Source organism: Amycolatopsis sp. NPDC104863 (assembly GCF_055582965.1).
In genome coordinates this window covers 587,193-608,617 of the sequence record NZ_JBVJOW010000007.1, presented here as the reverse complement: position 1 = coordinate 608,617, position 21,425 = coordinate 587,193, and the positions used below count along the sequence as shown (strand labels likewise).

Below are 21,425 nucleotides of genomic sequence, written 5' to 3'. Positions count from 1 at the left end.
TACTTAGCCCCTCTTCGCCTGCCTTCCCTCAACGGGGCCTCATACCCCCTCCCCCCTCCCCCCCCCCCCCCCCCCCCCCTGCCCCCCCCCCCCCCCCCCCCCCCCCGGCGCCGTTCACAGGCCGAACTGCTCGCGCCCGACGGCGTTGAGGTCGTCGACGGTCGCCCGGCCGGTCCAGTTCACTTCGTAGTCTTCGGGCGCAAAATCGCCCGGGCTGGCGCCGGCCAGGAATGCGCGTCCGCATTTTTCGGCGTACACGGCGTTTTTCGCGCAGTGCGGGCTCGCCGGGATGTACATGACGTTTCCCCAGCGGTCCGGATTGGTGCCGTCCGCGACGGCGTGGACGACATCACCGTGCCACCAGACCGTGTCGCCGGGCTCGACGTCGGGAATCGAGGTCAGCGCCGGCAGCAGGTCGGCGTGGTACTTGTCGTCGACGGGCAGCGCCTGGCCGTTGGCCGCGCCGCACAGGTCGTCTTCGGGGATGTCGTCTTGGAGGGCGCGAAGCAGGACGTACGCGATCGCCGACGGGATCGGGACCACGTGCAGGACGCCGTCGCCTTGTCGCATTTCCGACAACGCCGTCCAGCCCTGGAAGGTGCGGAAGGCCGAGCACATCACCGTCGACGAGTACTCGTCGACCTCGGTGCGGTGGGCTCCGTCCCACGGGTCGTAGGCGCCCCAGTTGCCGGCGAAGACGTGCCGGAAGACCTGTTGGTAGGCGGGTAGCAGCCAGCGTTCGACCGATCCGGAGTCGGTGTGGGCGGACAGGCCGAGTGACGCCGAGCCGGGGGCGCGCCGGCGGATGCGGTCCGGGTAGGCCGTGTCGCGATCGGGGTCGAACCAGACGCGACCCTCGGACTCGTGCCGCCAGAAGGAGTTGAGGAACCGCCGGACGGCGACCATGTGGTCGTGCTGGCGAGCCTGGATCTGGGGCTTCGACCAGTAGACCGGGTAGATCTGCGGCTGGCCAGACGCGAGGCCAGCGAAGACGTCGTCGGCCGGGCCCTGGTAGGTGCCGGCGAAGTTGTTGTCCGCGAGGTAGGCGGCGAGGTCGTTGTCCCAGGCTTCGGCCGTTTCGCGCGCGAAGGTGCCCTTGACGACGGCACAGCCGCGACGGCGGATGGCGTCGAGCGTCTGCTGGGGCACGGTTCCCTCGGCGATGTCGCGAAACCGGACCACGGGGAAAGCGCCCTGGTCAGCGGCGACGGCGTCCACCTCTCGCAGCATCCACTCCCGGACTTCGGCGAACGCGCCGGCGACGTCGCCGATGCGAGCGCGCAACTCTCGCTTGGTCCGCGAGATGGCCTCGGACATGTTGGCGGGCAGTTCTGTGGTGGTCATCGGTGTCCTCCGCGCTTTTGGTTAGTACTCCTTACTAGAATGTCCCGGCTACGGTAACCCCTGTCCGTTCCCCGCCACAAGAGGTGCGATGTCCGACCCCGACCGGCCGCTTCCGCGCCTGGCGATGCTGCGGGCCATGACCGACCGCGCGGTGCTCGACCAGGTCTTCGTCCAAAAACGGACGACGCGCGCCGAGCTCGCCGCGACGACCGGGATCTCGAAGCCGACGATCTCCGAGTCCGTCCGGCGGCTGGAGACCGCGGGTGCGCTGCAGGCGACCGGCACCGACCAGACCGGCCGCCGCGGCCGGATCGCCACCTTCTACGAACTGGCCGCCGACGCCGGCCGGGTTGTCGCCGCGGAGGTGAACCAGCAGGGCATCCGCACCGTGACGACCGACCTGACCGGAACCGTCCTGGCCACCGACCGGCGCACACCGGACGGCGGGCCGATGACCACCGCGGTCCGGGAGGCCGTCGTCGCGGCGAGCGCCACCGGACCGGGGCCAGTGCGGGCGACCGCGATCTCGGTCGCCAACCCCGTCGACCCGGTCACGCACGAGGTCGTCGCGCTGCCGGGGTCACCGTTTCCCGAGGGCGCACTCCGGGCCGCGGAGATCGGGCGTGACGTTCTGCTCGACAACGACGTCAACTTCTCCGCGCTGGCCGAACGGCGGGAGGGCGGCGCTCGGGAGGCGAAGAGCTTCGCGTACGTCTACGTCGGCGCCGGGCTCGGCGTCAGCTTGTACGTCGGCGACCAGCTCGTGCGCGGGACGCACGGCCTGGCGGGCGAGATCGGGTACCTCGACAGCTCGGGCTCAACGCTCGCCTCGACCCTCTCCGACCAGGGGTTCGGCCGGTCGGACGCGCCCTCGCTGGACGTCGTCGCGATGGTGACCACGCTGGACGCCGCCGCAGCCGGGGACGCTGTTGCCGCGAAACGACAACGGCTGCTGGGCGCGACACTCGGCCGGGCCGTGGCCGCGATCTGCACGATCGTCGACCCGGACCTGGTGCTGCTGGGCGGCCCCGCGGGAAGCCGGCCGGGCCTCGTCGCCGAAATCCGGCAAACGGTCCGCGCGACGGCGCCCGGGCCGGTCCGGGTCGAGGCCGGAGAGGTGACAGACTCGGCGGCGCTGCGCGGCGCGCTGTTGTCGGCGCTCGACCACGGACGGGAAAGCCTGGTCAGGGCCGTGGCCGGAAACTGATCACGGCTTCGATCAACCGGGGCGCCGTTGTCGCTGAATCGACAACACCGTCAGAGCGCTTGCCCCGCGCCGTTGCCGATCAGCCACGGCGTCACCTTCAGGACGAACCCGCCTCGATCACCGCGCGCACGCACTTCGCGACCACCGCAGTGTCCACCTTGACCACGCGCCGGTCGTACGTGAACAGACCGTTGACCTCGTTCTCGACGTCGGTCGTCTGGGTGTAGACCGCGCCGGACAGGCCACGCTCCCTCACCACTCGCTCCAGAGCACCGCTCACCTCCGCGTAGCGCTCGGTGAGCCGCTCCGACGTCGGCGTCATTTCGTACGCGTTCGGCGGACCTGGCCAGCGGTGGTCGTCCAGGACCAGGCCGAGGCCGCCGTACTCGCCGTCGACCACCGCCCGGCCGTCGGAGACCGCGGGCGAACCCGGGCCGACGTACGTGTGGTCGTCGTAGACGTCTCCCGCGCCGGTGTCGGGGCGGGAGAAGCAGCAGTTGACGCCGCTGTTCGCGATCACCAGACGGGTCGGGTCGAGGACTTTGACCAGTTCCGCGACACGAGCCGTGTCGTACTCGCCCCAGCCCTCGTTGAAGGGCACCCAGCCGACGATCGACGGGACTGCCCGCAGTTGAGTGATCATTTCGATCAGTTCAGCTTCGAACCGCTCCTGCGCCAACGGGACCGGGTCGGGCGCGATGCCGGGCGGCCCGTCGAACGACGCGGTGAGCGACGGCATGTCCTGCCAGACGACCAAGCCCAGCGTGTCGGCCCAGAAGTACCAGCGGGCCGGCTCGACCTTGACGTGTTTGCGGACGAAGTTGAAGCCCAGCTCCTTCGTCTTTTCGAGGTCGAAGCGCAGCGCGTCGTCCGTGGGCGCCGTCGAGATGCCGTCCGGCCAGTAGCCCTGGTCGAGCGGGCCGTGCAGGAAGGTGACCCGGCCGTTGAGCGCGATCCGTGGGCGGCCGTGGTCGTCGGGGACCAGGCCGATCGTCCGCAGACCCGTATAGCTGCCGACCTCGTCGAGCACCGCGCCGTGGCCGTCGAGGAGCTGGACGCGCAGCGTGTAGAGGTGCGGGTCGTCGGGCGTCCAGTGGTGTGGCTCGGGAACGTCCACACGCACCGACGTCCCCGCCGCGCCCGATCCACGAGCCACTTCAGCGTCGTTTGCCGAAATGACGACCACGACCTCTGCGCCGCCGGTGACCTGCGGGAACACCGTCACTCCGGTGAGGTCCGGAGTCAGTTCGAGCCCCGAGACGCGAGCGGCGGGCACCGGCTCGAGCCACACCGTTTGCCAGATTCCGGACGACGCCGTGTACCAGATCCCGCCGGGCGCGTTGCGCTGCTTGCCCACCGGGAAGGGCTCGATGTCGGTCCGGTCCTCGGCTCGGACCGTCAGCTCCTGGGGACCCGTCGCACGGAGGACGTCGGTGATGTCCGCGCTGAAGGACGTGTAGCCACCTTCGTGTGTCGCGACGAGCTGGTTGTTGACCCACACCTTCGCCGTCTGGTCGACCGCGCCGAAGTGCAGGAGGACGCGCTCGCCGCGCCAGTCGTCCGGGATGTCGACGAGGCGGCGGTACCAGAGGACCTCGTCGCGTCGTCCGATTCCGGACAACGCCGACTCCGGCGGGAACGGCACGAGGATCCGCTCGGCGTAGCCGGACGGCCGTGGTTCATCCGGCGACGACGGCCAGCCCGCGTACTCCCAGACGCCGTTGAGGTTCAGCCAGCGCGGCCGCGTCAGCTGGGGCCGCGGGTACTCAGGTAGCGCGTTCGCCGGGCCAACCTCGGCGGTCCACGGGGTCGGCAACGGCGGGTCGAGCCGGCGCCAGCCGGTGTCCTCGGGAGATGTCATCGTCGTCGATCGTCGCAGAGGTCCTCACGCGCGCCAGTGACCGGCGTCACACGCATCCGGGTGGCCCGCACGGGCTCGTCCAGACCCGTCTTGACTCGCGAGTAACCTCTGCGCATGCGTGTGCTGATGCTGTCCTGGGAGTACCCGCCAGTGGCCATCGGTGGCCTGGCCAGGCACGTGCACGCGCTCGCTTGTCACCTTTCGCGACAAGGCCACGAGGTCGTCGTCCTCTGCCGGCACGCCGCGGGCACCGACGCCGGGACCCACCCCCGCACCGACCGGGTCGTCGAGGGCGTGCGGATCATCCGGGTCGCCGAGGACCCGATGCACGTGACCTTCGAGCGCGACCTCGTCGCCTGGACGCTGGCCATGGGGCACGCCATGATCCGCGCCGCGCAGGACCTGCTTCGCAGCTGGCAGCCGGACGTCGTGCACGCACACGACTGGCTGGTCGCGCACCCGGCCATCGCGATCGCCGAGGCCGCGCGGGTGCCGCTGGTCGGCACGATCCACGCGACCGAGGCCGGCCGGCACTCGGGCTGGCTGTCGCATCCGCTGAACCAGCAAGTTCACTCGGTCGAGTGGTGGCTGGCCAACCGCGCCGACGCTTTGATCACCTGCTCGCAGGCCATGCGCCGCGAGGTCGCGCACCTCTTCGAGGTCGAAGCCGCCGACGTCACGGTGATCCACAACGGCATCGAGGAACGCGGGTGGCAGGTGCCGGCCGCCGAGATCGCCCGGGCCCGCGAGGTCTACAGCCCGGCCGGGGCGCCGCTGTTGCTCTATTTCGGACGACTCGAGTGGGAGAAGGGCGTGCAGGACCTCCTGGCCGCGCTCCCCCGCATCCGGCGCCGGCACCCCGGCACGCGTGTCGTCGTCGCCGGAAAAGGACGACACTTCGACGAGCTCGTCGAGCAGTCGCGGAAGCTGCGGGTGCGGCGCGCGGTCGACTTCGTCGGGCACCTGTCCGACCGCGACCTGCGCGCGGCGCTGGCCGCGGCCGACGCCGTGGTCCTGCCCAGCCGGTACGAGCCGTTCGGGATCGTCGCGCTGGAGGCCGCGGCCGCGAAGGCGCCGCTCGTGGCGTCGACCGCCGGCGGGCTCGGCGAGGTCGTGGTACACGGCGAGACCGGGCTCGCGTTCAGCCCTGGCGACGTCAGCGCGCTGGCCGACGCCGTGACGACGGTGCTCGGCGACGCCGAGGCCGCGAAGAAACGGGCGCGAGCGGCGAAGTCCCGGCTGGCCGCGGACTTCGACTGGGGCCGGATCGCCGAGGCGACCGCCGCCGTCTACCGGCGGGCGAAGGCGGGCGAACCGGTCGAACTGCCGCGACCGAAGATCGCCACCGGCAACGCGTTCGAGCCGGTCGCGGCCGGGATCCCGGAACTGTAGGTAGGCGCGGCTCAGAAGTGGCAGGGGCGGACACAGTCCGGCCTGGCCGCGGTGGGCGCGGTCGTGGTCACGACGGCGCCGAACGAGAACGAAAACACGACGAAGACGGCGGCGACGACCGCTCTCACCTTGCTGGTCATGGGGACTCCTCGGGAGGGTGCTGCTTCGCAGCGAGCATCCGTCCTGTACCCCTGGGGAAACAATAAGCGGAACAGTAGGGACCAGTACGTATTCGCCTTCCGTGACCGGTTCGTCCGCTCACAGGGTGCCGGTCAGGATCCGCACCACGACGTGTTCCCGGAGCGGTCCGTGCGGGGTCACCGCCGCCCGGACGCGCTCGGTGAACGCCGGCCTCTCGGACGGGGCGGGCAGCTGGTCCGGGCTCATCGCCGAAAGAACGCCACCGACGATCTCTTCGACGGTCAGCGTGGTCGCATAGTCGACAACCCGCAGGTCGACGGCGTATCCGGCCGCCGACAACGCGGCCGCGTAGCGCTCCTGGCTCGCGTCGTCGGTGCCGCAGGTCCGGTGCAGCGGAGTGCCGAGATGGTCGGAAACGACCTCGCGCAGCGCCTCCGACCAAGCGCTGTCCTGGAGCCACAGCGGCTCGCCGTTGGTCACCACCGCGACACCGCCGCCGGGCCGTAGTAGCGGGCGTACGTCGGTGAACAGCCGCTCGTGGTTCATCCAGTGCAACGCCTGCGCGACCGTCACGGCCGCGAACCGGCGTGGGCCGAAAAGCGACAACAGCGCGCCGACGTCGGAATCCGCGCCGAGCAGCCAGCTGACGTTCGGCTCGGCCGTCGCGAGGCGGGCCTGGGCCAGCATCGCGGGCTCCGGGTCCATGCCGAGCACGGCCCCGGCCCGCGGCGCCAGGACCCGGGTGAGCTGGCCGGTGCCGCAGCCGAGGTCGAGGACGACGTCGTCGCGCGTCACGGTGAACGCCGTGGCCAGCGCGTCGGCCGCCTCGGGCGGGTAGCCGCGGCGGAACCGCTGGTAGTACTCGCTCACTTCGCCGCCGAACGCCGGTGCCGTCATGGTCCCGAGCATGCCGACGGCCACGCCGTCCCGAGTGTGGTTCCGCTGAGGGCGGACTCAGAAGACCGGCAGCAGCAGGCCGTGTTCGGACTCCGGGCGCGGTCCGAAGATGCGGCGGTCCGCCTCCGCGATCGGGACGTCGTTGATGCTCGCTTCGCGGCGGCGCATCAGGCCTTCGTCGCTGAACTCCCACAGCTCGTTGCCGTAGCTGCGGAACCACTGGCCGCCGGCGTTGCGGGACTCGTACTGGAACCGGACGCCGATGCGGTTGCCGCGAAATCCCCACAGCTCCTTGCGCAGCGCGTAGTCCAGTTCGCGCTCCCACTTCGTGGTCAAAAACTCGACGATCCGCGCGCGCCCGACGACGTGCTGGTCGCGGTTCCGCCAGACCGAATCCTCCGTGTAGGCCAGTGAGACCCGCTCCGGGTCGCGGGTGTTCCACGCGTCTTCGGCCGCCTGAACCTTCTGGCGGGCGGTGTCCTCGTCGAACGGCGGGAACGGCGGGCGCGGGGTCATGGCGGCTCCTTCCGAGCATGGAGAACGTCCGTTCTCCAGCGGTCCCGCTAGACTAGAGAACGAGCATTCTCCACACCAGAGGCAGGTGACATGAATCCCACGGAGGCGACCGACCGGCTGCTGGAAGCCGCCGAAGACCTCTTCTACGCCCACGGCGTGCAGGCGGTCGGGATGGACGCCGTCCGCGCGCGCTCGGGCGTCTCGCTCAAGCGGCTCTACCAGTGCTTCCCCGCGAAGACCGACCTGGTCGAGGCCTACCTCCTGCGCCGCGACGAACGCTGGCGGGAGTCGTTGCGCAATTTTGTCCACGCCCGCGGCGACGACCCGATCGCCGTGTTCCGCTGGCTGAAGAACTGGTTCGCCGAGCCGGGCTTCCGGGGGTGCGCGTTCGTCAACTCGTTCGGCGAGTTCGGCGATCCCGCGCCGGGGATCGCCGCCGCGATCCGCAAGCACAAGGACGAAGTCCGCGCCTACCTGCGTGGTCTCGTTACCGACCAAGGCACCGCCGACCAGCTGTTCTCGCTGATGGAGGGCGCGACCGTCCTCGCCGCGATCACCGGCGACCCGGGCGAAGCCGACACAGCGCGCGAAGCGGCGAAGGTCCTAGTGGCAGCTCGGCGGTAGCGCGTCGTAAGCGAGCTGTTCGTCCCAATCCGGACCACGGCCGTGCGGCGTGAGGTCGAACAGGTTCCACACGGGCTCGAGCGTCCCGACGTGGCGCGGGTCCTGTCCCGGTTCGGCCGGCGCGTAGAGCAGCTCCGAACCCCAGAAGTGCCGGATGCCGTCGTCACCGCGGCGGAAGACGTTGAGCATCGGCCGCGGGTCGCCCTCGGCGGTCTCGGCCCGATAGTCCCCGCTGAACGTGGTGCCCGCGCACGACACGAGCCGCAGCCGTCGCCAGCCGCGTTCGGCGGCGAACGTCAGCAGGTGCCCGATGGGCGCTCGCGCGACAACGGCGAAGTCGACGTGCGGCGCGACGTGCTCCACCATGCCGTCCAGCTGGTCGAGCAACGCCGTGCAAGACGGGCACGGCCCCTGCCCGAGCGGCAGCTGCGCGCTCTCCCCCGACACCGGACCGGGCCGGTCGTCACCGGGGTCGCGCGGGAACATGTAGTGGTAGACGACCAGGGTGTCGTTCCCCGGCGAAAAAAGGTCCGACAACCGGACCGATCCGTCGTCGCCCTCGAAGACGTAGTCCTCGGGCACCAGGCCGCCGGGCGGCAGCTCACGGCGTTGCGCGGCGACGGCTTCCATTTCGCGACGCAGCCCGGCTTCGCGTTCCAGAAGCCGGTCACGCGCGGCGCGGTACTCGGGCGACTCTCCCGGGAAATCGATGCTCATCCGGGAAACATACGCAGGAAACTGGTCCGGTGGCGGGGAGCCGCCGCCACCGGACCAGTTCCGGACCACACCATCCCAACCAGTGTGGATATCCGGTCACCCCTCGTCAGGTAGGGGTGACCGGGGCCCTGCTACCGGGCGTCCGTGAGGTACCGCGCGTAAGCGCCGGTGGTGAGGAAGCTCGGCAGCTTCTCGCCCAGCGCGGTTTCGGTGAAGATCGCGTACGCGTCGTCGAGACGGTTGCCCGCACCGAGCTCGGCGCGCACCGAGGCCAGCTCGTCGTCGAGGTACTCGACCGCCAGCTCGCGGGTCAGCGCGGTGCCGTCCTCGAGCTTCGTGCCGTTGCGGATCCACTGCCAGACCTGGCACCGCGCGATCTCCGCGGTCGCCGCGTCCTCCATCAGGTTGTGGATCGCCGCCGCGCCCGTGCCGCGCAGCCACGCATCGACGTAGCGCAGCGCGACGTTGATGTTCGCGCGCACGCCCGCTTCGGTGACCTCGCCGCCGGCGCTCGCGACGTCGAGCAGGTCCTCGGCGGTGACCTGGACGTCCTCGCGCAGCTTGCCGAGCTGGTTCGGCCAGCCGCCGAGAACGCCGTCGAAGACCTCGCGGCAGATCGGCACCAGGCCCGGGTGCGCGACCCAGGAACCGTCAAAACCGTCGCTGGCCTCGCGTTCCTTGTCGGCGCGGACCTTCTCGACCGCGGTCGCGTTGATCTCCGGGTCCTTGCTCGGGATGAACGCGGCCATGCCGCCGATGGCGTGCGCGCCGCGCTTGTGGCAGGTGCTCACCAGCAGTTCGGTGTAGGCCCGCATGAACGGCACCGTCATGGTGACCTGCGCGCGATCCGGCAGCACGAAGTCGGCGCCGTGCGCGGCGAAGTTCTTGATCATGCTGAAGATGTAGTCCCAGCGCCCGGCGTTGAGGCCGGCCGCGTGCTCGCGCAGTTCGTAGAGGATCTCGTCCATCTCGAACGCGGCGGTGATCGTCTCGATCAGCACGGTGGCGCGGATCGTGCCGCGCGGGATGCCGAGTTCGCGCTGCGCCAGCAGGAAGACGTCGTTCCACAGCCGCGCTTCGAGGTGGTTCTCGAGCTTCGGCAGGTAGAAGTACGGGCCGACACCGCGAGCCAGCAGCTGACGCGCGTTGTGGAAGAAGAACAGTCCGAAATCGACCAGGCTCGCCGACACCGGACGGCCGTCGATGCGGATGTGCTTCTCCACCAGGTGCCAGCCGCGGGGCCGCGCGACGATCGTCGCCGGGTCGTCCCCGATCGTGTACTGCTTGCCGGCCTCGGTCGTGAAGTCGATGTTGCGGCGGATCGCGTCGAAGAGGTTGAGCTGGCCGTCGATGACGTTGTGCCACGTCGGCGACGTCGCGTCCTCGAAGTCCGCCAGCCACACCTTGGCGCCGGAGTTCAGCGCGTTGACCGTCATCTTGCGGTCGGTCGGGCCGGTGATTTCGACGCGGCGGTCTTCCAGGCCCGGCGCGGTCGGCGCGACGTGCCAGGACTCGTCGTCGCGGATCCGGCGGGTCTCCGGGAGGAAGCCGAGCGGCTTCTCGCCGGACTGCAGTTCCTCGCGCCGCACGCGGCGGGCGTCGAGCAGCTCGCGCCGGCGGCCGGCGAACGTGTTGTCCAGCTTGGCCAGGAAGTCGAGTGCCGCCGGGGTGAGGATTTCGGCGAACCGGCCCTCGACCGGCCCGGTGACCTCGATGCGGTAGTTCAGTCGATCGACCATGGGATGCCTCCGCGAGCTGTGGGCAGGGAAGGAAAGAAGGGGAGGGACGCGGCCCGACGGCGAGGGGGGACGCCGTCAGGCCGCGGCCGGGATCAGTGGAACTGGGCTTCTTCGGTGGAGCCCTTGAGCGCGGTGGTGGAGCTCTCCGGGTTCAGCGCCGTCGCGACGTTGTCGAAGTAGCCGGTGCCGACCTCGCGCTGGTGCTTGGTGGCGGTGTAACCGCGGCTCTCCGAAGCGAACTCGCGCTCCTGCAGGTCGACGTAGGCGGTCATGCCCTCGCGGGCGTAACCGTGGGCCAGGTCGAACATCGAGTAGTTCAGCGCGTGGAAGCCGGCCAGCGTGATGAACTGGAACTTGTAGCCCATGTGGCCGAGCTCGCGCTGGAACTTCGCGATCGTCGCGTCGTCCAGGTGCTTCTTCCAGTTGAACGACGGCGAGCAGTTGTAGGCCAGCATCTGGTCCGGGAACTTCGCCTTGATGGCCTCGGCGTACTTGCGCGCCACCTCGAGGTCCGGCTCCGACGTCTCCATCCAGAGCAGGTCGGCGTACTGGGCGTAGGCCAGGCCGCGCTCGATGCACGGGTCGATGCCGTTGGTGACCTCGTAGAAGCCCTCGGCGGTGCGGCCGCCGGTGAGGAACTGCTGGTCACGCTCGTCGACGTCGCTGGTCAGCAGCGTCGCGGCCTGCGCGTCGGTGCGGGCGACGATCAGCGACGGCACGTTCAGCACGTCCGCGGCCAGGCGGGCGGCGTTCAGCGTGCGCTCGTGCTGCTTGGTCGGGATGAGGACCTTGCCGCCGAGGTGGCCGCACTTCTTCTCGGACGCGAGCTGGTCCTCCCAGTGCACACCCGCGGCGCCGGCCGCGATCATGCCCTTCATCAGCTCGAACGCGTTGAGCGGGCCACCGAAGCCGGCTTCCGCGTCGGCGACGATCGGGGCGTACCAGTCGATGTCGGTGTTGCCCTCGGCCCAGTTGATCTGGTCGGCGCGGCCCAGCGCGTTGTTGATGCGGCGGACCACCGCCGGCACCGAGTTGGCCGGGTAGAGGCTCTGGTCCGGGTAGGTCTGGCCGGACAGGTTGGCGTCCGCCGCGACCTGCCAGCCGGACAGGTAGATGGCCTGCAGGCCCGCCCGGACCTGTTGGACGGCCTGGTTGCCGGTCAGCGCGCCCAGCGCGTGGACGTAGTCCTCGGTGTGCAGGAGGTCCCACAGCTTCTCGGCGCCCCGGCGGGCCAGGGTGTGCTCCTCGACGACGCTGCCGCGCAGCTTGACGACGTCCTCAGCCGAGTAGGAGCGCTGCACGCCCGCCCAGCGGGGGTCGCTCGCCCACTGCGCCGCCAGCTCCGCGGCCGCCTGCTTGGCCTGTTCCGTCATCGGACTCTCCCGGTGTTGCGAAGTTTGCGATTGCTCGCCTTGCCTGGTCTGACCCTTGCATGGCAGGGGAAATCCGATCCAGCTGTCCAATTTGCCAATTTGTGCGAAGGGTCCGTACGCTCCTTGCAAAGGTTGCGAATCGCCGTTTCGCAACCGCACCGAAAATCCGCGTTCTTGACCGTTCACGTAACCGTTCAGGACCGGAAACCTTCCGGAGAGGACGGCTCGAATGGAGAAGACTTTCGCCGGAGCGAGGTTGCGTCATCTGCGCGAAAGCCGGTCGATGAGCCAGGCCGACCTCGCTCGTGTGCTGGAGATCTCACCCAGCTACCTCAACCAGATCGAGCACAACTCACGCCCGCTGACCGTGCCGGTGCTGTTGCGGATCACGCAGGCGTTCGGGGTGGACACCGAGTTCTTCGCCAACAACGACACGTCCCGGCTGGTCGCCGACGTCAAGGAGGCGCTGCTCGACGAGTCGCTCGGCGTCGACGTCACCACCAGCGAGCTCAACGAGCTGGCGACGAACCTGCCAGCGATCGCTCAGGCCCTGGTCAAGCTGCACCGCAGCTACCGCCACGCCGTCGAGAACACCGCCGCGCTCACCACCGAAAACGGCCTGGGCCTGCACGGCAGTGCGGCCTCGGCGCTGCCGCACGAGGAGGTCCGCGACTTCTTCTACGAGCGCGAGAACTACGTCGCCGAGCTCGACGAACGCGCCGAGAAGATGGCGGCCGACATCCCGCTCCAGCGCGGCCAGGTGCTCAGCGCGCTGAAGGACTGCCTGTCCCAGCGCTACGGCATCGACGTGACCAGCGACGGCATCGACGAATCCGCAGGTCAGCAGCACCGCTACGAGCCGCACACCCGGACACTGCGGCTGGCGCCGAGCCTGCGCGTCGGGCAGCAGGCGTTCCGGATGGCTTCGCAGATCGCCCTGGTCGAGTACGACGACCTGATCACCGAGCTGGCCGACTCGTGGGCGTTTTCCGGCCCCGCGGCGCGGTCGCTCGCCCGCGTCGGCCTTGCGAACTACTTCGCCGGGGCGCTGATCCTCCCCTATGGACCGTTCCTGGCCGCGGCCGAGCGGTTCCGCTACGACATCGAGCGGCTGTGCGACCACTACGGCGTCGGCTTCGAGACGGTGTGCCACCGGCTGTCCACTTTGCAGCGTCCCAAGGCACGCGGCGTGCCGTTCTCCTTCGTGCGCGTGGACCGAGCGGGGAACATGTCGAAGCGGCAGTCGGCGGCCGGCTTCCACTTCTCCCGGGTCGGGGGCGCCTGTCCACTCTGGAACATCTACGAGGCGTTCACCCAGCCGGGCAAGATCCTGACGCAGATCGCGACGCTGCCCGACGGCAAGAGCTATTTCTGGATCGCCCGCACCGTCTCGCGCAACATCGGCGGGTACGGCAGCCCGGGCAAGACATTCACCGTAGGCCTCGGCTGCGAGCTGCGGCACGCCGGGCGGCTCGTCTATTCGACCGGTCTCGATCTCGACGAGCCCGCCGCGGCGACGCCGATCGGAATGGGCTGCAAAGTCTGCGAACGCCCGGCGTGCTCACAGCGCGCGTTCCCCACGATCGGCAAGCAGCTCACCGTGGACGAGAACACCAGCACCTTCGTCCCCTACCCGGCGGTGCCGAAGGGCTGATCATCCCATCATCCGATGACGTGCGGAGTCCACGTCCCCTCGTCGGGCCCCATCAACGTGATCCGGTTCAGCAGCTCCTGCGCGTCGAGACCGGCGGCCTTCGGCTGGTCGATCGCGACGCACGCCTGCAGCCCGTTCTTCTCGGTGCACACGGGCCTGCCGAGGCCGTCCGCCTGGCCGCCCGGGAGCGAGACGGTGATCGACGCGAGGGCGCCGTTGACCGAATACTGCAGCACCGCCCGCCAGGGGACACCGTCGGTGTCCGGGCGGCGCCACAGTCCCGCGTCGGCCAGGTGAAACGACGGCGGCAGGCTGGAGATGTGCAGCGGCAGCGGCACCGGCTTGTTCGCGAACGTCACATCGTCGGCCACGCGCGTCAGCACCTGCTGCAGGTCGGGCACGGCGAGGTAGTACGCGTGCAGCTGCGCCCACCGGCCGTCCGGCGTGGGCCAGCGCAGGTAGGCGTCGCCGTGGTTGAGGGGGTCGTTCGCGTCCGTGGTGAGCCAGTAGCCCTCGTGGCCGCCGATCCGCTGCGGAATCTGCTTCGGCTCGCCGCCCAGGTCACGCGGGGTGGGCGGCTCACGGTCGGAGACCGAGACCCAGATCATCGGCGACAGTTCGCCTCGGCCAATGGCCAGGGCGTAGTCGCCGTGTCCGCCGGCGCCGTACTCGACACCGGTGATCTGCTCCGGCAGCCAGCCGAAGCTCGCCTTCGTCACCAGCGGGTTGTCGGGCGGCGGCGGCGTGACGGGTCCGGGCGCCACGGCCACCGGCGCGGACGCAGGTGCGGCCGGCGGAGTGGGCCGGAACGCCGTCACGGCCGTCAGGCCACCGGCGGCCACCGCCGCGGCGCAGCCCACGACCAGCGCGGTCGTCCGGCGGCGACGAATACGTGCCCCGGTGCGGCGGGCGCGGTCGACGTCGATCGACAACGGCGGCGCGGGCGTGTCGGCCAGGTCCTTCAGCATCGTGGTCAGCTCGTAGTCGGTCATGCTGGTCCCTCCGTGATGCCGATGGGCTCGCCGAGCAGCTCGCGAAGCGTGTCCACGGCCTTCGAGGTCTGGCTCTTGACGGTGCCTTCGGAGCACCCCAGCGCCCGCGCGGTGTCCGCGACCGGCAGGTCGCAGAAGTAGCGCAGGACGATGGTGGCGCGCTGCCGCGCCGGCAGCCGTTCCAGGGCTGCGCGCAGGTCGAGGGCCAGTTCGACGTCCGAGCCGACCCTGGGTGGCGGGTCGTGGTCGATTTCGCGCAAATCCACCCGCCGCCACCACGACGTCCGCTGCTCGGCGAGGAACATGTTGACCAGCGTCCGGCGGGCGTACCCGTCGAGGTTGTCCGCCCGGGCGGCCCGCGCCCAGTTCGTGTACAGCCGCGTGATCGCCGACTGGACCAGGTCGTCCGCCCGGTGCCAGTCCCCGCACAGCAGGTACGCGATCTTGCGGAGCCAGCCGGCCCGTGCCGTCACGAAGTCCGTGAAACCGGCGTCCATCGGCGTCCCCCATCCTGTTCGTCACCACTTTGATGGGCCCGGAGGCCCGGCAGGTTGCCCGGGACGCGCGAGTCGTAGATTCAACCGGGTGCACGACATCGACACGGTGACCGCGGCGACGATCGAGAAGGCCGCCGAGCGGCTGGCCGGGGTGGTGACCCGGACGCCGCTGGAGCCGAGCGCGCGGCTGTCGTCCCGGGTAGATGCCCAGGTTTGGGTGAAGCGCGAGGACCTGCAGACCGTCCGGTCGTACAAGATCCGCGGCGCCTACAACTTCATCGTCCAGCTCGACGAGGACGTGCGTGCGCTCGGCGTCGTCTGCGCCAGCGCGGGCAACCACGCCCAGGGTGTCGCGTACGCGTGCCGGCGGCTGGGCGCGAACGGCCGTGTGTACGTCCCGGGGACCACGCCGCGGCAGAAGCGCGAACGCATCGCGACGCTCGGCGGCGCGCACATCGAGGTCATCGTTGTCGGCGAAACGTACGAAGACGCCTTCGCCGCGGCCAACGAGGACGCCCAGCGCACCGGGGCGACGCTCGTGCCGGCTTTCGACGACGTCCGCACCGTCGCTGGCCAGGGCACGGTCGCTTTGGAGGTCATCGCGCAGCTCGGCTTCGTCCCGGACGTCGTGGTCGTGCCGGTCGGGGGCGGCGGGCTGCTCGCCGGCGTCGGCAGCTGGCTGCGTGAACGGCACCCCGAGGTCCGGATCGTCGGCGTCGAACCGGCCGGCGCGGCCTGCATGGCGGCGGCACTCTCGGCCGGGCAGCCGGTGCGGCTGCCCGAGCTCGACTCGTTCGTCGACGGCGCCGCGGTGCGCGAGGCCGGCGGCGTCACCTATCCGCTGATCCGCGAGAGCGGCGCCGAACTGACGTCGGTCGCCGAGGGCGCGGTGTGCACCGAAATGCTGGCGATGTACCAGTCCGACGGCATCATCGCCGAACCCGCGGGCGCGCTTGCCGCGGCCGCGCTCGGGACGGTCGTGCGGGTGGAGCCGGGCCAGACCGTCGTCGTGCTGGTCTCCGGGGGCAACAACGACGTCAGCCGCTACAGCGAGATCCTCGAACGCTCGTTGATGCACGAAGGGCTGAAGCACTACTTCCTGGTCGGGTTCCCGCAGGAGCCGGGCGCGCTGCGGCGGTTCCTGGAGCAGGTGCTCGGGCCAGAGGACGACATCACGCGCTTCGAGTACGTCAAGCGCACCAACCGCGAGATGGGCCCGGCGCTGGTCGGCGTGGAGATCGCCCGATCATCCGACCTTCCCGGGCTGCTGGCCCGGATGGACGCGAGCCCCCTGCAGGTGGAGCGGATCGAGCCCGGCAGCCCCCTGTTCCACTTCCTGCTCTGACGGTTGTGGTGGACTAGGCGGATGGTGAAGGTCGACGGAATCCGCAGTGTCGAGGCGTTGCGCGAAAAGGTCCACGAGGGTGCGGAGCCCGAGTACCTGCTGTTCTACGGGCACACGCCCTCGAAGTCCGGACGGGTGACGGCGAGCTGCCTGAGCCAGTGGTGGGTCGACCCGTTCGAGGTCGACGGCGTTGTCTACCCGACCGCCGAGCACTACATGATGGCCGGCAAGGCCGAGCTGTTCGGCGACCACGAGAAGGCTTCGGCGATCCTCGCCGCTCCGGACCCGAAGACGGCGAAGGTGCTCGGCCGCGAAGTCGCCGACTACGACGCCGAGGTCTGGGAGCGGCACCGGTTCGACATAGTCGTCGACGGCAACCTGGGCAAGTTTCGCGCCCACCGCGACCTGCGGCGGTTCCTGCTGGGGACCGGGGACACCGTGCTCGTCGAGGCGTCGAAGAAGGACCTGATCTGGGGCACGGGCCTCGCGCGCGAAGAGAAGAACGCGACCAAGCCGGACTACTGGCGCGGGCTGAACCTGCTCGGCTTCGCGCTGATGGAGGTCCGGGACCAGCTGCGCGCCCGCTGAGTCAGGGCGCCGGGATCGGCGCACCCGCGCACGACGACGTTGTCGTCTTGCCCGTGTCGAAAAAGGCGACAGCGGCGTCGGCGCAGGGCAGCGACGACAGCGAACCGTGGACGTCGTCCTCGATCGTCATCAGCGCCCCGCCGACCCGCTGCCGCCTCGCGAGCGCCCAGCCGATCGGCGTGACCGGCTCGAAGGTGTGGCCGACCAGCTGCAACGGGCTTGTCCCTTTTTCGAACGACCACGGCCGGGCGGCCAGTGGCCAGCCGACGCAGAGCTGTTCGTAGAGGCCGTAGCCGCCGGCGACCGGCAGGCGCTGCATGCGATCGAGACGGTGCTGCCAGACCGTCTCGAAGTCACGCGGGCTCGGCGACTCGTTGCAGAGGAGGGCCGTCTGCTGGAAGTGGTTGAACGCGTGCGCCTCACCGTCCCAGCCGAGGCCGCCGCTCGGTGTCACACGATCAGGTGAAGTTGTTGCGCCGTCGCGGATGTCGGCGAGCTGCCGGGCCAGGCCGGCCCACTCGCGGCGCGGGTTGGCGAGCATGCCGTTCACCGTCGCGCCGTCGAGCTCGCCCCGCGGGTGCGCGGTGAGCTCGGCGCGCAGGTCGAGCAGGGCTTTCGCGACGACGGGCTCCGTGGTCCCGAAACGGTAGACGGCGTCGTAGCGGGCGATCCACGACGCGAAGTCGTGGAAGGTGTTCTCGCCCGCGGTCGCCTGGCCGTCGTCCATCGCCGTGACGTTCAGGTCCGGCGGCATGACGGAGTCGAGCAGCATCTTGTCGACGTGGGCGTCGAAAAGCGTCCGGTACTGCGCGCCGAGCGCGGTGCCCCAGGAGACGCCGTAGTAGCTGATCTTGTTTTCGCCGAGAGCCTCGCGGATGCGATCCAGGTCGCGGGCGATGGTCGGCGTGGTCAGATTCCGGACGAAGGCCGGGTGGGCGTCGACGCACTTGCGGTTCGCCTCGGCGGCGCGCTCCGCGGCTTCGCGGGCCTTCTCCTTGTCGGGCACGCCCGGGTCCGGTTCCTGGACGTCGACCCGACACGGCAGGTCCGCGCTGTAGCCGACGCCGCGCGGGTCGAAGCCGATGAGGTCGTGGTGGACACCGATGCCGCCCGCACGGCTGTCGCTGAGGGAACGCGGCATGTCGAGGCCGGACTGGCCGGGGCCGCCGGGGTTCAGCAGCACTGCGCCGGTCCGGTCGCCCGTCGCCCGGATGCGGCTGACGGCGATGTCGATTTTCGGACCACCGGGATCGGCGTAGTCGAGCAGGACCGGGACCAGCGTGCATTCGGTGCGGGTGTCCCTGGGGTCCCAGCCCTTCGCGACGGCGGAGCAGAGTTGCCAGGAGAGCCCGTCCGCGGCGGCGACCGCGGGGACGGCGGGCAGCAGTGCCGCCGCGGTGAGCAGCGGGACGGCGAACCGGGTGATCGACATGGGCCCAAGCTGCCGCGCGCGGGAATGGCGGAGATCGGCCGATCAGCCGATGGTCACCGCCGAACGGCCATCGGAGCCGTTGTCGGATTTCGGACCACGGGCCCGAGGCTCAGCCCAAGCCCATGAACATCGTCTGGTGCAAGCCGCGCACGTGTCTCCGTGTCACGCGCGCCGCGGCGTCCGGGTCGCCGGCGGCCAGGGCCTTCACCAGGCGGCCGTGGTCGCGGTTCGACTCCCGCAGCTTCTCCATCGGGTACGGCAGGTAGAAGCGGTAGAGCTCGGCCAGCACCACTTCGTACTGCGCGACGGCGGCGGCCGGCCCAGGGGCGGCGACGGTCCGGTGGAAGTCCGCGTCGAGCTCGTGGAACTCCGCCCAGCCCGCCGCCGTGTCCATCCGGGCGACCAGCGTCCGCAGGCGCGCGAGGTCCGGCGGCCGTTTTGCCACAAATTGGACCAGGCCCACTTCCAGCACCAGGCGGTGGTCGATCAGTTCGCGGACCTCCGGCGCCGACTCGCGGTAGGCGCCGACCTCGCGGACCTGCTCCGTCGGCGGATTTTCGGCCACGAGCGTGCCGCCGCCTCTGCCTCGGCGGCGTTCGATCAGGCCGTCGTCGGCCAGGGACTCGAGGGCTCGCCGGACGGTGATCTCCGCGACGCCGAGGGCCCGGGCGATCTCGGCGTTCGACGGCAGCCGCTCCCCCGGCTTCAGCAGGCCGAGCTCGACGGCCAGCGCGATGCGGGCGCGGACGGTGTCCAGCGCGGACAGCCGCCGGATGCCGGTCAGCGCCGGTGCGCTCAGGTCTGCCGTGCCCATGAACCGACCGTACCGCACAAACTGCTCATCTTGAGCACTCTTGTTTAAGTGCTCAAGATGGACTATTTTTCGTCCATGCCGCGACCACTGCCGATCGCCTTGGTGCAAGCGCCGCCCCGACCTGCCGGAGACGACGGGTTCGCGGGCGAGGTCGAAGCCGTCCTTCGCCGATTTCCGGACACGCGCCTGGCCGCCTTCCCAGAGCTGCACCTCTGCGGCGTCGACGGCGAAGGCGACGAGCGCACGAAGCAGCTCCGCGCCACTGCCGAGCCGCTGCGCGGACCGCGCACGAAGGAGCTCGGCGAACTGGCCGGCGACCTGGGGATCTGGCTTGCGCCCGGCACCGTTTGCGAAAAAGGCGACAACGGCGAGCTGTTCAACACCGCGCTGGTCTTTTCCCCGGCCGGCGAGCTGGCTGGCTGGTACCGGAAAGTCTTCCCGTGGCGGCCGCACGAGCCGTACGACCCGGGTGACCGCTTCGTCGTCGCGGACCTGGCCGACGCCGGCCGCGTCGGGTTCTCGATCTGCTACGACGCCTGGTTCCCCGAGGTGGCCCGGCACCTCGCCTGGATGGGGGCCGAACTGGTGCTCAACCCCGTCCAGACCACGACGCCCGACCGCGCGCAGGAGCTCGTCCTGGCCCGGGCGAACGCCATCGTCAACCAGGTCTTCGTCGCCAGCGTGAACACGGCCGGGCCGCTCGGCATGGGCGACAGCCTGCTCGTCGGACCCGAGGGGGACGTCCTCGGCGCGTTGCCGGGAAACGACGACGGCGTCCTCGCCCACACGATCGACCTCGACGAGGTGGCGCGCGTTCGCCGGGACGGCACCGCGGGCACCAACCGGATGTGGGAGCAGTTCACCCCCGCCGACGCACCCCTGAGCCTGCCGCTCTACCAGGGCCGGATCGACCCGGACCGCTGGCGTCCACAAGAAGGAGACGACCGATGACCTCCACGGCCGCGACCCCGGCGACCCTGCAGCGCCGGCTCGGGCTGCCCGGCGTCGTCCTGTTCGGGCTCGCCTACATGGCGCCGCTCATCGTGCTCGGCACCTTCGGCATCGTCGCGACGACGACCGAGGGCACCGTGCCGTCGGCGTACCTCCTCGCCCTGGTCGCGATGCTGTTCACCGCGGCGAGCTACGGGAAGATGGCCGCCACCCACCCCGTCGCCGGCTCGGCCTACACCTATGTCCGGAAATCGGTCGACGCGCGCGCCGGGTTCCTCGTCGGCTGGGCTGTGCTGCTCGACTACTTCTTCCTGCCGATGGTGATCTGGCTGATCGGGGGCGCCTACCTGTCGGCAGAGTTCCCCGGCGTGCCCAATTGGATCTGGTTGATCACTTTCATCGCGCTGACGACGATCCTCAACGTGCTCGGCATCAAGATCGCCGAGAAGGCGAACTTCGTGCTGATGGCGTTCCAGATCCTGGTGATCGGGTTCTTCGTCGTTCTTTCGGTCAAACAGGTGCTGCACGTCGGCGGCTCGCTGGCGAGCACGCAGCCGTTCTTCCACCCCGGCAGCACGCTGGGCACGATCTCCGGCGGCGCCGCGCTCGCGACGTACTCCTTCCTCGGCTTCGACGCCGTGACGACGTTGACCGAGGAGACGACCGAGCCGCGCCGGACGATCCCCCGCGCCATCCTGCTGACCGCGTTGATCGGCGGTGGCATCTTCGTCGTCCTCGCCTACTTCACCCAGCTCGCGCACCCCGGCAGCTCGTTCACCGACGAGTCGTCCGCCGCGTTCGAAATCGCGACGACGATCGGCGGGAACCTGTTCGCGTCGTTCTTCCTCGCCGGTCTGGTCGTCGCGCAGTTCGCGTCGGGGATCGCCGCGCAGGCGAGCGCGTCGCGGCTGATGTTCGCCATGGGCCGCGACGGTGTGCTGCCGCGGGTCTTCGGCAAGCTTCAGCCGAAGTTCGCGACGCCGGTGTTCGGGATCGTGCTGACTGGGGCCGTCGGGCTGGTCGCGCTGACGCTGGACGTCAGCACGTCGACGTCGTTCATCAACTTCGGGGCGTTCACCGCGTTCACGTTCGTCAACGTCAGCGTGCTCGCGACGTGGCTGCGGGACCGGACCGGGAAACGCGTGCTGACCTGGGTGGTCGCGCCGGTGATCGGGGCCGTGGTCGATTTGTGGCTACTGGTCAACCTGGACGGGATCGCGCTGGTCTTCGGCCTGGTCTGGCTGGCGATCGGGATCATCGTGCTGGCGGCGATCACCCGCGGCTTCCGGCGGCCGCCGCCGGAGATGACCTTCGAGGAGTAGGTCCGGCCGCACGGGCAAG

The 21,425-nt window shown here is 70.2% G+C and carries 20 protein-coding genes; 8 read left to right on the top strand and 12 right to left on the bottom strand.

Annotated features, from left to right (window positions below):
• Positions 1-114: 114 nt before the first annotated feature.
• Positions 115-1,344, bottom strand: a complete 1,230-nt coding sequence (locus ACZ63J_RS36130; protein WP_465399177.1) for a YbiU family protein — start codon at positions 1,342-1,344, stop codon at positions 115-117.
• Positions 1,345-1,432: 88 nt separating this feature from the next.
• Here ACZ63J_RS36130 and ACZ63J_RS36125 point away from each other — a divergent pair, with 88 nt between their 5' ends.
• Complete coding sequence (locus ACZ63J_RS36125) at positions 1,433-2,551, top strand: ROK family protein (protein ID WP_465399176.1); 1,119 nt, start codon at positions 1,433-1,435, stop codon at positions 2,549-2,551.
• A 97-nt stretch (positions 2,552-2,648) separates the two neighbouring features.
• Here the strand turns inward: ACZ63J_RS36125 and ACZ63J_RS36120 are convergent, their stop codons facing one another.
• Positions 2,649-4,412 (bottom strand): glycoside hydrolase family 2 protein, encoded by a 1,764-nt coding sequence (locus ACZ63J_RS36120; RefSeq protein WP_465399175.1) that lies wholly within the window; start codon positions 4,410-4,412, stop codon positions 2,649-2,651.
• Positions 4,413-4,526: 114 nt separating this feature from the next.
• Between ACZ63J_RS36120 and ACZ63J_RS36115 the strand changes: the two genes are divergently transcribed.
• On the top strand, positions 4,527-5,804 hold the full coding sequence (locus tag ACZ63J_RS36115; protein WP_465342430.1) for a glycosyltransferase family 4 protein: 1,278 nt from the start codon (positions 4,527-4,529) through the stop codon (positions 5,802-5,804).
• 11 nt (positions 5,805-5,815) lie between these two features.
• Here ACZ63J_RS36115 and ACZ63J_RS36110 read toward each other — a convergent pair whose 3' ends face one another.
• From ACZ63J_RS36110 to ACZ63J_RS36100, 3 genes are all read right to left on the bottom strand, one after another.
• Positions 5,816-5,944: a hypothetical protein gene (locus ACZ63J_RS36110; protein ID WP_465399174.1), complete on the bottom strand. Its 129-nt coding sequence runs from the start codon at positions 5,942-5,944 to the stop codon at positions 5,816-5,818.
• A gap of 118 nt (positions 5,945-6,062) precedes the next feature.
• Entirely contained in the window at positions 6,063-6,842 is a 780-nt protein-coding gene (locus ACZ63J_RS36105; protein ID WP_465399173.1) for a class I SAM-dependent methyltransferase, read from the bottom strand.
• A 57-nt stretch (positions 6,843-6,899) separates the two neighbouring features.
• The gene (locus tag ACZ63J_RS36100) at positions 6,900-7,358 is read right to left on the bottom strand and encodes a nuclear transport factor 2 family protein (RefSeq protein WP_465399172.1); all 459 of its coding nucleotides are present in this window, start codon (positions 7,356-7,358) and stop codon (positions 6,900-6,902) included.
• Positions 7,359-7,448: 90 nt separating this feature from the next.
• Between ACZ63J_RS36100 and ACZ63J_RS36095 the strand changes: the two genes are divergently transcribed.
• Entirely contained in the window at positions 7,449-7,982 is a 534-nt protein-coding gene (locus ACZ63J_RS36095) for a TetR/AcrR family transcriptional regulator (RefSeq protein ID WP_465399171.1), read from the top strand.
• On the opposite strand, the gene ACZ63J_RS36090 is transcribed toward ACZ63J_RS36095, so the two are convergent.
• The 3 genes from ACZ63J_RS36090 to aceA all read right to left on the bottom strand — a co-directional run bounded on the left by ACZ63J_RS36090 (position 7,962) and on the right by aceA (position 11,811).
• Positions 7,962-8,699 (bottom strand): DUF899 family protein, encoded by a 738-nt coding sequence (locus ACZ63J_RS36090; RefSeq protein WP_465399170.1) that lies wholly within the window; start codon positions 8,697-8,699, stop codon positions 7,962-7,964. The two genes, ACZ63J_RS36095 and ACZ63J_RS36090, sit on opposite strands and share 21 nt — an antisense overlap.
• 131 nt (positions 8,700-8,830) lie before the next feature.
• Positions 8,831-10,438: a malate synthase A gene (gene aceB / locus ACZ63J_RS36085; protein WP_465399169.1), complete on the bottom strand. Its 1,608-nt coding sequence runs from the start codon at positions 10,436-10,438 to the stop codon at positions 8,831-8,833.
• Between the two features lie 92 nt (positions 10,439-10,530).
• On the bottom strand, positions 10,531-11,811 hold the full coding sequence (gene aceA / locus ACZ63J_RS36080; RefSeq protein ID WP_465314103.1) for an isocitrate lyase: 1,281 nt from the start codon (positions 11,809-11,811) through the stop codon (positions 10,531-10,533).
• A gap of 229 nt (positions 11,812-12,040) precedes the next feature.
• Between aceA and ACZ63J_RS36075 the strand changes: the two genes are divergently transcribed.
• Positions 12,041-13,465 (top strand): short-chain fatty acyl-CoA regulator family protein, encoded by a 1,425-nt coding sequence (locus ACZ63J_RS36075; protein WP_465399168.1) that lies wholly within the window; start codon positions 12,041-12,043, stop codon positions 13,463-13,465.
• An 8-nt stretch (positions 13,466-13,473) separates the two neighbouring features.
• Here the strand turns inward: ACZ63J_RS36075 and ACZ63J_RS36070 are convergent, their stop codons facing one another.
• Both ACZ63J_RS36070 and ACZ63J_RS36065 read right to left on the bottom strand, forming a co-directional pair.
• A complete protein-coding gene (locus ACZ63J_RS36070) occupies positions 13,474-14,457 on the bottom strand; it encodes a hypothetical protein (protein ID WP_465399167.1) in 984 nt (327 codons plus the stop codon).
• The gene (locus ACZ63J_RS36065; RefSeq protein ID WP_465399166.1) at positions 14,454-14,954 is read right to left on the bottom strand and encodes a SigE family RNA polymerase sigma factor; all 501 of its coding nucleotides are present in this window, start codon (positions 14,952-14,954) and stop codon (positions 14,454-14,456) included. The genes ACZ63J_RS36070 and ACZ63J_RS36065 overlap by 4 nt, the downstream gene beginning before the upstream one ends.
• Before the next feature lie 88 nt (positions 14,955-15,042).
• On the opposite strand from ACZ63J_RS36065, the gene ilvA reads away from it, so the two are divergent.
• Together ilvA and ACZ63J_RS36055 are read left to right on the top strand one after the other, a co-directional pair.
• The gene (ilvA, locus tag ACZ63J_RS36060; protein WP_465342442.1) at positions 15,043-16,299 is read left to right on the top strand and encodes a threonine ammonia-lyase IlvA; all 1,257 of its coding nucleotides are present in this window, start codon (positions 15,043-15,045) and stop codon (positions 16,297-16,299) included.
• 21 nt (positions 16,300-16,320) lie between these two features.
• Positions 16,321-16,887: an NADAR family protein gene (locus ACZ63J_RS36055; protein ID WP_465314108.1), complete on the top strand. Its 567-nt coding sequence runs from the start codon at positions 16,321-16,323 to the stop codon at positions 16,885-16,887.
• 1 nt (position 16,888) lies between these two features.
• Here ACZ63J_RS36055 and ACZ63J_RS36050 read toward each other — a convergent pair whose 3' ends face one another.
• Together ACZ63J_RS36050 and ACZ63J_RS36045 are read right to left on the bottom strand one after the other, a co-directional pair.
• The gene (locus ACZ63J_RS36050) at positions 16,889-18,319 is read right to left on the bottom strand and encodes an alpha/beta fold hydrolase (RefSeq protein WP_465399165.1); all 1,431 of its coding nucleotides are present in this window, start codon (positions 18,317-18,319) and stop codon (positions 16,889-16,891) included.
• A gap of 109 nt (positions 18,320-18,428) precedes the next feature.
• Positions 18,429-19,133, bottom strand: coding sequence for a FadR/GntR family transcriptional regulator (locus ACZ63J_RS36045; RefSeq protein WP_465399164.1), 705 nt, complete (start codon positions 19,131-19,133; stop codon positions 18,429-18,431).
• Between the two features lie 75 nt (positions 19,134-19,208).
• Between ACZ63J_RS36045 and ACZ63J_RS36040 the strand changes: the two genes are divergently transcribed.
• A complete protein-coding gene (locus ACZ63J_RS36040) occupies positions 19,209-20,084 on the top strand; it encodes a carbon-nitrogen hydrolase family protein (protein ID WP_465399163.1) in 876 nt (291 codons plus the stop codon).
• Positions 20,081-21,406 carry an APC family permease gene (locus tag ACZ63J_RS36035; protein ID WP_465399162.1) on the top strand — a complete coding sequence of 442 codons (1,326 nt, stop codon included), beginning with the start codon at positions 20,081-20,083 and terminating at the stop codon, positions 21,404-21,406. The genes ACZ63J_RS36040 and ACZ63J_RS36035 overlap by 4 nt, the downstream gene beginning before the upstream one ends.
• Positions 21,407-21,425: the final 19 nt, after the last annotated feature.

Excerpts from the sequence above, each read along its gene's own strand:
- ACZ63J_RS36130 (WP_465399177.1), bottom strand. The coding sequence starts at position 1,344 with ATGACCACCACAGAACTGCCCGCCAACATGTCCGAGGCCATCTCGCGG.
- ACZ63J_RS36125 (WP_465399176.1), top strand. The coding sequence starts at position 1,433 with ATGTCCGACCCCGACCGGCCGCTTCCGCGCCTGGCGATGCTGCGGGCC.
- ACZ63J_RS36120 (WP_465399175.1), bottom strand. The coding sequence starts at position 4,412 with ATGACATCTCCCGAGGACACCGGCTGGCGCCGGCTCGACCCGCCGTTG.
- ACZ63J_RS36115 (WP_465342430.1), top strand. The coding sequence starts at position 4,527 with ATGCGTGTGCTGATGCTGTCCTGGGAGTACCCGCCAGTGGCCATCGGT.
- ACZ63J_RS36110 (WP_465399174.1), bottom strand. The coding sequence starts at position 5,944 with ATGACCAGCAAGGTGAGAGCGGTCGTCGCCGCCGTCTTCGTCGTGTTT.
- ACZ63J_RS36105 (WP_465399173.1), bottom strand. The coding sequence starts at position 6,842 with ATGACGGCACCGGCGTTCGGCGGCGAAGTGAGCGAGTACTACCAGCGG.
- ACZ63J_RS36100 (WP_465399172.1), bottom strand. The coding sequence starts at position 7,358 with ATGACCCCGCGCCCGCCGTTCCCGCCGTTCGACGAGGACACCGCCCGC.
- ACZ63J_RS36095 (WP_465399171.1), top strand. The coding sequence starts at position 7,449 with ATGAATCCCACGGAGGCGACCGACCGGCTGCTGGAAGCCGCCGAAGAC.
- ACZ63J_RS36090 (WP_465399170.1), bottom strand. The coding sequence starts at position 8,699 with ATGAGCATCGATTTCCCGGGAGAGTCGCCCGAGTACCGCGCCGCGCGT.
- aceB (WP_465399169.1), bottom strand. The coding sequence starts at position 10,438 with ATGGTCGATCGACTGAACTACCGCATCGAGGTCACCGGGCCGGTCGAG.
- aceA (WP_465314103.1), bottom strand. The coding sequence starts at position 11,811 with ATGACGGAACAGGCCAAGCAGGCGGCCGCGGAGCTGGCGGCGCAGTGG.
- ACZ63J_RS36075 (WP_465399168.1), top strand. The coding sequence starts at position 12,041 with ATGGAGAAGACTTTCGCCGGAGCGAGGTTGCGTCATCTGCGCGAAAGC.
- ACZ63J_RS36070 (WP_465399167.1), bottom strand. The coding sequence starts at position 14,457 with ATGACCGACTACGAGCTGACCACGATGCTGAAGGACCTGGCCGACACG.
- ACZ63J_RS36065 (WP_465399166.1), bottom strand. The coding sequence starts at position 14,954 with ATGGACGCCGGTTTCACGGACTTCGTGACGGCACGGGCCGGCTGGCTC.
- ACZ63J_RS36055 (WP_465314108.1), top strand. The coding sequence starts at position 16,321 with ATGGTGAAGGTCGACGGAATCCGCAGTGTCGAGGCGTTGCGCGAAAAG.
- ACZ63J_RS36050 (WP_465399165.1), bottom strand. The coding sequence starts at position 18,319 with ATGTCGATCACCCGGTTCGCCGTCCCGCTGCTCACCGCGGCGGCACTG.
- ACZ63J_RS36045 (WP_465399164.1), bottom strand. The coding sequence starts at position 19,133 with ATGGGCACGGCAGACCTGAGCGCACCGGCGCTGACCGGCATCCGGCGG.
- ACZ63J_RS36040 (WP_465399163.1), top strand. The coding sequence starts at position 19,209 with ATGCCGCGACCACTGCCGATCGCCTTGGTGCAAGCGCCGCCCCGACCT.
- ACZ63J_RS36035 (WP_465399162.1), top strand. The coding sequence starts at position 20,081 with ATGACCTCCACGGCCGCGACCCCGGCGACCCTGCAGCGCCGGCTCGGG.